The sequence below is a fragment of the Pseudomonas frederiksbergensis genome (genome assembly GCF_000802155.2).
In the GTDB taxonomy this organism is placed as follows: domain Bacteria; phylum Pseudomonadota; class Gammaproteobacteria; order Pseudomonadales; family Pseudomonadaceae; genus Aquipseudomonas; species Aquipseudomonas frederiksbergensis_A.
Window position 1 is genome coordinate 39,256 of record NZ_JQGJ02000027.1, and the last position, 8,074, is coordinate 47,329.

Sequence of the window (8,074 nt, forward strand, 5' to 3'; positions counted from 1 at the left end):
CCATTTAACAGATATTGTCGCCGCCATTAGAATGCGATGCAATTGCGCAGATTATCGGCGCAGGCATCATTTCCAGGAGTCCCCCGTACATGAGCAACATGAACCACGAGCGTGTCCTCAGTGTTCATCACTGGAACGACACTCTGTTCAGCTTCAAGTGCACCCGCGATCCGGGCCTGCGCTTCGAGAACGGTCAGTTCGTGATGATCGGCCTGCAGCAGCCCAACGGCCGCCCGCTTATGCGCGCTTACTCGATTGCCAGCCCGAACTGGGAAGAGCATCTCGAATTCTTCAGCATCAAGGTTCCCGACGGTCCGTTGACTTCCCAGTTGCAGCACCTGAAGGAAGGCGACGAGATCATCATCAGCAAGAAGCCTACCGGCACGCTGGTACTGGACGACCTCAAGCCTGGCAAGCATTTGTACCTGCTCAGCACCGGTACCGGCCTGGCGCCTTTCATGAGCGTCATCCAGGATCCAGAAACCTATGAGCGCTTCGAAAAGGTGATCCTGTGCCACGGCGTGCGTTACGTCAATGAAGTCGCCTATCGCGAATTCATCACCGAACACTTGCCACAGAACGAGTTCTTCGGCGAAGCGCTGCGTGAAAAGCTGATCTACTACCCGACCGTGACCCGCGAGCCGTTCGAGAACGAAGGCCGACTCACCGACCTGATGCGCAGCGGCAAGCTGTTCCGCGACATTGGCCTGCCACCGATCAACCCGCAGGATGACCGCGCGATGCTGTGCGGCAGCCCAAGCATGCTCGACGAGACCAGCGAAGTGCTCAACAGCTTCGGCCTGACCGTTTCGCCGCGTATGCGCGAGCCGGGTGACTACCTGATCGAGCGGGCGTTTGTAGAGAAGTAAGCTGTATTTGTAGTGACTGACACCAGTTGCGCCATAAAAAGCCCGCGCCGCCTGTTGAAGGCTGCGCGGGCTTTTTCGTTTTCGGGTTTTATTTAACCGCAGGAACGACTTCCAACACCCGGATCATTCCCGGCTCCGGATAATGCCAACGCACATCCAGGTCCCAGAACTGCGCACCGTATTCCCTTTCAGCTGTAGGAACCTGATACGCCGGGCGTGGGTCTTGGGCCAGGCATTGTTCGATCAGCTCCACCAAGGGCTCTTCGAGGCGCACGGCGTGGTCGCGCGCTTGAAGCAGGGCAGTGTCCGCCCATTGCACCGCAATCAAGTCAGGCGCGGCGCTGGCGATGCTGTTGGTGGCAGAGCCGATGATGTCGGCGTAGGGCACGTAGGGCTTGATATCGAGCACGGGCGTGCCGTCCAGCAGGTCGATTCCCGATAGCCACAAGCGACCGGCTTCGACCCGTTCCAGCTTCACCACCGATTGGCCGATGCCGTTGGGGCGGTGGGTGGCGCGAGTGGCGAATACGCCCATGGATTTGTTGCCGCCCAGGCGCGGCGGTCGCACTTTCAAGCGCGGCTTGTCTTCCAGGGCCTGGTGGAACAGGAACAGCAACCAGACATGGCTGACCTGCTCCAGGCCCTGCACCGCATCCCCTTGATCGAACGGCGCCACCAGTTCCAGCACCCCGCGCGCGGCCGGGGCCAGTTGCGGTTGGCGCGGAATGGCGAACTTCTCCTTGAAGCAGGAGCGGACGAAGCCGATGGGGGAGACGTTGTAAGTCATGGGTTGGGTTCGGGGCAGGATGGAGTGGGCATCATAGCGCGGGGCAAGGATTGACACCGTCCGCTTTGGCGAGAGCATATTTTTTGTGGCGAGGGGATAAACCCCCTCGCCACAAGAGCTCTGCCGACATCAGTAGCGCGTCAAGAATCGACAGCCCTTCGGCATTAGCCGCGCACGCGCAGCGTCAGGCCCTTGAGGAAATTGCGCAGCAACTGATCGCCGCACGGGCGGTAGTTGGTGTGGCCGAACTTGCGAAACAGCGCGCTCAGTTCCGGCTTGGACACCGGGAACTCGGCGGCCTTGAGGATGGCGTGCATGTCGTCTTCCTTCAGCTCGAAGGCCACGCGCAGTTTCTTCAGGATGATGTTGTTAGTGACCGGTACTTCGATCGGCTGTGGCGGACGGCTTTCATCCTTGCCGCGCTTGAAAATCACCAGGCCATCAAGAAAATGAGCCATGACCAGGTCGGGGCAGAACACAAAGCCTTCTTCCTCATCTTTCTTGAGGTAGCCGGCCAGGTCCGCCAGGGTGACGTCCAGGCCGCCCAGCTTGATGATCTCGATGACTTTCTTGTCGCTGATGTCGAGCATGTAGCGCACGCTGCGCAGTACGTCGTTGTGAATCATGTGTGCAATCCTGATGAATCGGCAGTGGGCGCCCGGTTCGGTGCGGCGCCGGGGAAGTTAGAATTTCTCTTTGGCAGACAGGTAGCGCCACTGGCCCAGGGGCACCTTGCCGATGGACACGCCGCCGATGCGGATGCGGCGGATGGCGACGACCTTCAGGCCGACGGCCTGGCAAAACAGCGCGATCACGCCCGGTTGCGGGTTTTTCATGGCGAAGCGCAGGCGGTTTTCGTTTTGCCAACTGGCCTTGACCGCCGGCAACTCCTTGCCTTTGTAGGTCAGCCCGTGGTTCAAGCGATTGAGGCCGTGGGCGACCATCTCACCCTCGACCTCCACTACGTATTCCTGCTCGATCTTGGCCGCGTCGGCCGTCAGCTTGCGCAGGATTTTCCAGTCCTGGGTAAACACCAGGAGCCCACTGGCGCCGGCCTGCAAATCGGCGCTGGCGGTCAGGCGCAGGAAGTGGCCCTTGAGCGGCCGCTTGCCGAAGCGATGTTCTTCGCTCAAGGTCTGCGGTCCCAGGGTCGCCATGGCCGTGTCGACGTCCATGCCCGCCGGGACGTTCATCAGGATGGTCACAGGCTCCGGCGCGGTGGCCTTGGCTTCGGGGTCGAGTTCGACCTTTTGGGTGGTGACCTTGAACTGCGGTTCATCGATGACTTCGCCGTCCACGGTGACCCAGCCGCCCTCGATGAACAGCTCAGCCTCCCGACGGGAGCAGCCGACGAGTTCGATGAGACGCTTGGAGAGACGAATCGGGTCAGTCATGACGGGGCCGTAACAAAAAGGGGTGGGCATTGTACCTGTCTGGCGCCGGTTAATCGCGGGTCCATTTGCCTCATGCCGTTTTTAGCCGCGCCCAGCCTTCAGGTCGGGCTGCTTGTAACGCATGTGCAGCAGCGGGTAGGGCTGGTCCATGCCATCCTTGGCCGAACGACCGACGACCTCGAACCCTTGCTTGAGGTAGAAACCGAGGGCCTGAGGGTTCTGTTCATTGACGTCCAGTTCATCGGCGTTCAAGTGTTCGATGGCATAGCGAAGCAATTGTTTGCCCAGGCCTTGGCCGCGATGCTCGGGGTCGATGAACAGCATTTCGATCTTGCCGGCCGCGACCCCGGCGAAGCCCGTGATGCGCTGTCGTGAATCCCGGGTGCAGATGAGCATCACCGCGTCCAGGTAACGCGTGAGCACGAGGTTTTTCAGCAGCTCGATATAGCTGTCGGGCAGGAAATCGTGGGTGGCCCGTACCGATGCCTCCCAGACGCGGGTCAATTCCTGGTAATCGCTCGGTTTCGGTGTGCAGATGACCGAATGCTGGCGCATGTCCGCCTGTTCCTTGTGGTGGAGTTTTCATGTCTGCATACGATAGCCGTAAAAAAGCCCCGCATCTTGTTGCAAGAGCGGGGCTTTCAATTTTTTGGTTGTTGGAACAACCCGTCGTGAATCTGCGAGGCTGCAGATCAGCCGATCTGCTCAGCCCACAAATCATACTCGTCGGCGTCGGTAACCTTGCACCAGACCTTGTCGCCCGGCTTGAGGTTGTTGCCGTTGTCGATGAAGACGTTGCCGTCGATTTCCGGAGCGTCGAAGAAGCAACGGCCCACGGCGCCTTGTTCGTCGACTTCGTCCACCAGCACTTCGATTTCGCGGCCGATGCGCATCTGCAGGCGCGCCGAGCTGATGGCCTGCTGGTGCGCCATGAAGCGCTCCCAACGGTCCTGCTTGACGTCGTCCGGCACCACATCCAGGTTCAGGTCATTGGCCGGTGCGCCTTCGACGGGCGAGTACTGGAAGCAGCCGACGCGGTCGAGCTGGGCTTCGGTCAGCCAGTCCAGCAGGTACTGGAAGTCTTCTTCGGTTTCGCCGGGGAAGCCGACGATGAAAGTGGAGCGGATGATCAGGTCCGGGCAGATTTCACGCCAGTTCTTGATGCGCGCCAGGGTCTTGTCTTCGAAGGCCGGGCGTTTCATGGCCTTGAGGACTTTCGGGCTGGCATGCTGGAACGGAATGTCCAGGTACGGCAGGATCTTGCCGGCTGCCATCAGCGGGATCAACTCGTCGACGTGCGGGTACGGGTAGACGTAATGCAGGCGGACCCAGACGCCGAGGGTGCTGAGGGCTTCGCACAGCTCGGTCATGCGGGTTTTCACCGGCGCGCCGTTCCAGAAGCCAGTGCGGTATTTCACGTCTACACCGTAGGCGCTGGTGTCCTGGGAAATCACCAGCAGTTCCTTGACCCCGGCCTTGACCAGGCGCTGGGCCTCGTCGAGCACGTCGCCCACCGGGCGGCTTACCAGTTTGCCGCGCATCGACGGGATGATGCAGAAGCTGCAGCTATGGTTGCAGCCTTCGGAAATCTTCAAGTAGGCATAGTGGCGCGGGGTCAGCTTGATGCCTTGCGGCGGCACCAGGTCGATCAGCGGGTTGTGGTCCTGGCGCGGCGGCACGACTTCGTGCACGGCGTTGACCACTTGCTCGTACTGCTGCGGCCCGGTCACGGACAACACGCTCGGGTGCACGTCGCGGATATTGCCTTCTTCCACGCCCATGCAACCGGTCACGATGACCTTGCCGTTTTCCTTGATGGCTTCACCGATCACTTCAAGGGATTCGGCCTTGGCCGAATCGATGAAGCCACAGGTGTTGACCACCACCACGTCGGCGTCCTGGTAGGTGGACACAACGTCATAACCTTCCATGCGCAGCTGGGTCAGGATGCGCTCGGAGTCGACCAGCGCTTTCGGGCAACCCAGGGATACGAAGCCAACCTTGGGATTGGCTGGCGCGGTAGTGGTGGACATGTCTAACCTCGGTGTAAGGGGGATCGTCTCTTGTCGAGACAGGGCGCCTGGCGCGCCTCTGATCAAAAAGTGCGCAATTCTATCCGTGGTCGTCGCACTTGACCAGCTTTATACCGGGAAATGCGACGAGTGCTGCGCTATGCTTCGCGCCGTTGCCTTCTGGCGATTGTTGCAGTCAACAAAATGTCTGTAACAAAGCGTAAAACAGCCCATGCTGTTTCACAAAGCGTACGGCTTCTTTCAAGAAGGCAGGTCTGCAAATCAGGAGTGTTGGATGGGTCATGCAAGTAGTCAGGCGGCGGGCGCCGAGCATTCGGCAGCCAAGCCGCTGAGCATGCTGGTCGCTGCGGTCGGGGTGGTTTATGGCGACATCGGTACGAGCCCGCTGTATACCCTTAAAGAAGTGTTTTCCGGTGGTTATGGCGTGCCCGTCAACCATGACGGGGTACTGGGGATCCTGTCACTGATTTTCTGGTCGCTGATCTGGGTCGTGTCGATCAAGTACATGATGTTCGTCCTGCGCGCCGATAACCAGGGCGAGGGCGGCATCATGGCGTTGACCGCCCTGGCACGGCGCGCGGCGGCTGGCAGGGCACGGTTGCGTACATTCCTGGTGGTCTGCGGCTTGATCGGTGCTGCGCTGTTCTATGGCGACAGCATGATCACCCCGGCGATCTCGGTACTTTCGGCAATTGAAGGCCTCGGCTTGGCGTTCGAGGGCATCGACCATTGGGTGGTGCCGCTGTCGTTGGTGGTGCTGGTGGCGTTGTTCCTGATCCAGCGCCACGGCACCGCGCGGATCGGCATCCTCTTCGGCCCGATCATGGTGACCTGGTTCCTGGTCCTGGGGGCCCTGGGTGTGTATGGCATCAGCCAGCATCCCGAAGTGTTGCAGGCCGTAAATCCGGCGTGGGCCGTGCGCTTTTTTGTCGTGCACCCGGGCATGGGCGTGGCGATCCTCGGCGCCGTGGTGCTCGCATTGACCGGCGCCGAAGCGCTGTATGCCGACATGGGCCACTTCGGCCGCAAACCGATCGCGCGCGCCTGGTTCCTCCTCGTGCTGCCAGGCCTGATGCTCAACTATTTCGGCCAGGGCGCCTTGCTGCTTGGCGATCCGGAAGCGGCACGCAACCCTTTTTATCTGTTGGCACCGAGTTGGGCATTGCTACCCTTGGTGGGCCTGGCGACGCTGGCCACGGTTATTGCCTCGCAAGCGGTAATTTCCGGCGCGTTTTCGCTGACACGCCAGGCGATCCAGCTCGGCTACATCCCGCGCATGTACATCCAGCACACTTCCAGTGCCGAGCAGGGCCAGATCTACATCGGTGCGGTGAACTGGTCGCTGATGGTCGGTGTGGTGCTGCTGGTGCTGGGCTTCGAGTCGTCCGGTGCGCTGGCTTCGGCCTACGGCGTGGCGGTGACGGGCACGATGCTGATGACTACGATCCTGGTCTCCGCCGTGATCCTGCTGCTGTGGAAATGGCCGCCGCTGCTGGCGGTACCGGTGCTGTTCGGTTTTCTGTTGGTGGACGGGCTGTATTTTGCCGCCAACGTGCCGAAGATCATCCAGGGCGGTGCGTTCCCGGTGGTTGCCGGCATCGCGTTGTTCGTGTTGATGACCACCTGGAAGCGTGGCAAGCAGCTGCTGGTGGAGCGCCTGGACGAAGGGGCGCTGCCGCTGCCGATCTTCATCAGCAGCATCCGCGTCCAGCCGCCTCATCGGGTGCAGGGCACGGCGGTGTTCCTGACCGCACGCTCGGACGCCGTGCCTCACGCGCTGCTGCACAACCTGTTGCACAACCAAGTGCTGCATGAGCAGGTGGTGTTGTTGACAGTGGTGTACGAAGACATCCCCCGCGTACCACCGCAGCGGCGCTTCGAGGTCGATGCTTACGGCGACGGATTCTTCCGCGTGATTCTGCACTTCGGCTTCACCGACGAGCCGGACGTGCCCGAGGCGCTCAAGCTCTGCCATCTGGATGATTTGGATTTCAGCCCGATGCGCACGACGTATTTCCTCAGCCGCGAGACGGTCATCGCCTCCAAGCTCGAAGGCATGGCTCGCTGGCGTGAGTCGTTGTTCGCCTTCATGTTGAAGAATGCCAACGGCAACCTGCGTTTCTTCAATCTGCCGTTGAATCGGGTGATTGAGCTCGGGACACAGGTGGAGATGTAGACACCGGGAAACAAAAAGCCCTCGTTGCCTTACGGCGGCGGGGGCTTTTTTGTGGGAGGCTCCTGGGCATTCGGTCGGTTGGTTTTTTCTTGACTTGATTTGTGTCTGATGTGACGTAATATTTCGCAGATAAAGATGTGTATTTAAATACGCATATTCAGGTGGAGGGAGGTGGGACATGGCAGCACTACTGGAGCGGGCTGATCAAGCGATATCCGTTACTGCAATGGTCAGGGGGTTCAGCGCGAAGCTCAAGGAAGTATCGAGTCGTGCAACCGAAAGGCTGGTGATCTTCAAGGACAATGAACCCGCAGCGGTGATCATCAACGTCGATGCATATCAGGAAATGCTCGATGAGCTGGAAAACCTTCGCGTCGAGGCGACGGCTCGCGAACGGCTGATCAGTTTCGATCAGACCAAGGCCGTCAGTCATGAGGATATGCGGGCGCGGTATGCCAAGAACGACTGAAGGGGCGGTGAATGGCTTGGGACGTTATTTACCATCCGGAGGTTCAAGACGATCTGGATCAGTTGGGTGCTGCGGCGGCGAACCGTATCCTTGATGTCATCGAAGAGCGGATCATCAATGGCGAGCCGGACAAAACCGGCAAGCCGCTCAGGGCCAGCCTGGCTGGATGCCGAAGGATCCGAACGGGTGATACTCGAATTGTTTACAGGGTCGACGGAAAAGCCATTCAGGTGCTGATAGTTGCCGTTGGCGCGCGGCGAGATAAAGAGGTGTATGACGCGGCAGAACGTCGCCGTTAACAAAAGCCCCCATTGCCTTGCGGCGGTGGGGGCTTTTTTCGGGTTTG

Annotated in this window: 9 protein-coding genes; 4 read left to right on the forward strand and 5 right to left on the reverse strand. The window is 60.1% G+C overall.

What is annotated here, in order from left to right; translation table 11 throughout:
• Positions 1–89 precede the first annotated feature (89 nt).
• Positions 90–869 carry a ferredoxin-NADP reductase gene (gene fpr / locus JZ00_RS27425; protein WP_003198368.1) on the forward strand — a complete coding sequence of 260 codons (780 nt, stop codon included), beginning with the start codon at positions 90–92 and terminating at the stop codon, positions 867–869.
• An 88-nt stretch (positions 870–957) separates the two neighbouring features.
• On the opposite strand, the gene tsaA is transcribed toward fpr, so the two are convergent.
• The 5 genes from tsaA to rimO all read right to left on the reverse strand — a co-directional run bounded on the left by tsaA (position 958) and on the right by rimO (position 5,083).
• The gene (gene tsaA / locus JZ00_RS27430; protein ID WP_039594357.1) at positions 958–1,656 is read right to left on the reverse strand and encodes a tRNA (N6-threonylcarbamoyladenosine(37)-N6)-methyltransferase TrmO; all 699 of its coding nucleotides are present in this window, start codon (positions 1,654–1,656) and stop codon (positions 958–960) included.
• 164 nt (positions 1,657–1,820) lie between these two features.
• A complete protein-coding gene (locus JZ00_RS27435) occupies positions 1,821–2,282 on the reverse strand; it encodes a YehS family protein (RefSeq protein ID WP_039594358.1) in 462 nt (153 codons plus the stop codon).
• A 57-nt stretch (positions 2,283–2,339) separates the two neighbouring features.
• On the reverse strand, positions 2,340–3,050 hold the full coding sequence (locus JZ00_RS27440; protein ID WP_039594359.1) for an rRNA pseudouridine synthase: 711 nt from the start codon (positions 3,048–3,050) through the stop codon (positions 2,340–2,342).
• Positions 3,051–3,131: 81 nt separating this feature from the next.
• Entirely contained in the window at positions 3,132–3,605 is a 474-nt protein-coding gene (locus tag JZ00_RS27445) for a GNAT family N-acetyltransferase (protein ID WP_039594360.1), read from the reverse strand.
• 137 nt (positions 3,606–3,742) lie between these two features.
• Positions 3,743–5,083 carry a 30S ribosomal protein S12 methylthiotransferase RimO gene (gene rimO, locus JZ00_RS27450; protein ID WP_039594361.1) on the reverse strand — a complete coding sequence of 447 codons (1,341 nt, stop codon included), beginning with the start codon at positions 5,081–5,083 and terminating at the stop codon, positions 3,743–3,745.
• A gap of 334 nt (positions 5,084–5,417) precedes the next feature.
• Between rimO and JZ00_RS27455 the strand changes: the two genes are divergently transcribed.
• From JZ00_RS27455 to JZ00_RS27465, 3 genes are all read left to right on the forward strand, one after another.
• Positions 5,418–7,259 (forward strand): potassium transporter Kup, encoded by a 1,842-nt coding sequence (locus JZ00_RS27455; protein ID WP_411829984.1) that lies wholly within the window; start codon positions 5,418–5,420, stop codon positions 7,257–7,259.
• A gap of 178 nt (positions 7,260–7,437) precedes the next feature.
• Complete coding sequence (locus tag JZ00_RS27460; protein ID WP_039594363.1) at positions 7,438–7,728, forward strand: Phd-YefM; 291 nt, start codon at positions 7,438–7,440, stop codon at positions 7,726–7,728.
• An 11-nt stretch (positions 7,729–7,739) separates the two neighbouring features.
• A complete protein-coding gene (locus JZ00_RS27465; RefSeq protein WP_039594364.1) occupies positions 7,740–8,027 on the forward strand; it encodes a type II toxin-antitoxin system RelE family toxin in 288 nt (95 codons plus the stop codon).
• The last annotated feature ends 47 nt before the right edge of the window (positions 8,028–8,074 follow it).

Coding starts and splice junctions, on each gene's coding strand:
- JZ00_RS27440 (WP_039594359.1), bottom strand. CDS start 3,050: ATGACTGACCCGATTCGTCTCTCCAAGCGTCTCATCGAACTCGTCGGC.
- JZ00_RS27435 (WP_039594358.1), bottom strand. CDS start 2,282: ATGATTCACAACGACGTACTGCGCAGCGTGCGCTACATGCTCGACATC.
- JZ00_RS27460 (WP_039594363.1), top strand. CDS start 7,438: ATGGCAGCACTACTGGAGCGGGCTGATCAAGCGATATCCGTTACTGCA.
- JZ00_RS27465 (WP_039594364.1), top strand. CDS start 7,740: ATGGCTTGGGACGTTATTTACCATCCGGAGGTTCAAGACGATCTGGAT.
- JZ00_RS27445 (WP_039594360.1), bottom strand. CDS start 3,605: ATGCGCCAGCATTCGGTCATCTGCACACCGAAACCGAGCGATTACCAG.
- tsaA (WP_039594357.1), bottom strand. CDS start 1,656: ATGACTTACAACGTCTCCCCCATCGGCTTCGTCCGCTCCTGCTTCAAG.
- rimO (WP_039594361.1), bottom strand. CDS start 5,083: ATGTCCACCACTACCGCGCCAGCCAATCCCAAGGTTGGCTTCGTATCC.
- JZ00_RS27455 (WP_411829984.1), top strand. CDS start 5,418: ATGCTGGTCGCTGCGGTCGGGGTGGTTTATGGCGACATCGGTACGAGC.
- fpr (WP_003198368.1), top strand. CDS start 90: ATGAGCAACATGAACCACGAGCGTGTCCTCAGTGTTCATCACTGGAAC.